Consider the following 1,769-nt stretch of genomic DNA (forward strand, 5'->3'; position numbering starts at 1 on the left):
AAGCCCTTTTATCGTTTCAAAAAATGCGAGAATCGGGTAAAGGCCCCCGTCTGTCCAAATTAGGGAAATCAGGACAAATAGAAGGCCTTAGGAAGAGAAAATACATAAAAAACAATGAAGGTTTGTGAAAAAATCCAATAAAATTCACAAAGTATGTGAAAAATGGCTTAGGAATGGAATAAACTCCAACTTAATCGACAGTCTCGATTTTCCGGTTAAATGCAGAATAGAGCTCGTTTCAGGGTAAATAAGGGAAGGTTTTCCGATTATGCAAAGCAAAACCCCCCATTTTCACGATTTTCGAGTCAATAGGCGGAATCTCTCCGTCTATTAGGGCTATTTTTAATGCTATTTACTAATTAAGCGAAATTTTTCCGTCTATTTATCAGATCGGGTGCTTAACCTGATCCCCCAACCGATAAGAGCGGACCCTCTTGATCCCAGATGCGGGAATCAACCTCTTTTTATCGACTAGTTGAGAGAGTATTTTTTTTACCGTCTTATCACTTAGCTTCAAATACTTCTCGACTTCTTTAGGGGATATGGCTTCTCCTTTTCGAATCGCTAGCCGGAGCACTTCCTTTTCAACAAAGGACAGAGATGTCTGGTCCAGTTCATCACCCAGCCATTGACCAATCATTTGCTGAACAATCTGCTGGCATCGACGAGGCTTCTCTTTAACTTGGTCATAAGAAAAGCGGATCACGGTCCATCCGTCAATCACCAACTGGTTTTGACGTTCCAGGTTGTCGGAAAATTGCCATCTGCTTATGTTCTTTAGGTGAGGGCCATACCCGTCAACCTCAAGGCAAATCCGAATGGCCGGACGAATATAAGCAAAATCCAAATACCTTTTGCCATCCTTGAAATCATCGACTTCATATTCTGGATGAAGATACTTGAAATGGTAAAATAAAGGCCACCACACTTGCTTCAAAAATAACATTTCAGCCTGATTGTGACCTTCTTGTAAGCGCCGCAACCGTTCACCGGTTCTTGGCTGTAAGTGAGTATTCATAAAGGCCTGGTATTCTTCTTCAAATCCCATAGTATACCTCTCTTATCCAATGGTCATGTTTTTTACAGCACCCTTTATAAAATAAAACCATTTAAACAAAATTTAGTGAACTAATTTTGAAACCAAACTTCAAATTTGGCTTACATATTCGATGCCACGAATAAATCATCTCCATTATTTATTCAATTGTACTTCGGATAATTAATGAGTGTGAATGCGAGTGAAAAAAAAGGATTAATGTGGCTTCAATTGGAGAAGTTAGTATATCATGCTTAAAATCAGGTATCTTTTTCAACATGGAAAGTGACAATAATAAGGAACGATTTATGAAATTGCACTTTTCTGTCCGTCCCCACTTTAACTCAAGTCTTTATGTCCCACCAGCTAAATTGTGCCTATTTGCAATTCTTCCCTCTAGGCTTTACTCTTCAATCAGAGTGGTACAAGAGATGGCACAGGACGTAAATTCCTAAGGCTGGTGATAGCACCTCTCTTTCTACTTTATTCTCAATTAAATACATTATTCAACAACAACTACTAAATTCCTACCAAATTCGATCCATAAATTATGACAAATTGAAGAACAAAAAACAGAGAGGTCAGCTCTCTGTTTAGATTTCACACTTTATGGTATTAAACTTTTGCTGGGTGGGGGTCTAGTATAGAAAATAGGTCAAATAAATTGAAAAAGGCCACCGTTTTCAATATAAAATGGAAGTACCTATCACAGAACTTCTAATTTTACTACCCC

Annotated in this window: 1 protein-coding gene; it reads right to left on the minus strand. The window is 38.3% G+C overall.

Going from position 1 to position 1,769, the window contains the following annotated elements:
* Positions 1 to 385 precede the first annotated feature (385 nt).
* Positions 386 to 1,018, minus strand: coding sequence for a DNA-binding response regulator (locus ACIQCO_RS28110; RefSeq protein WP_400435457.1), 633 nt, complete (start codon positions 1,016 to 1,018; stop codon positions 386 to 388).
* Positions 1,019 to 1,769: the final 751 nt, after the last annotated feature.

Origin of the sequence: Neobacillus sp. NPDC093127, assembly GCF_044754175.1 — a bacterium.
Taxonomy (GTDB): domain Bacteria; phylum Bacillota; class Bacilli; order Bacillales; family Cytobacillaceae; genus Neobacillus.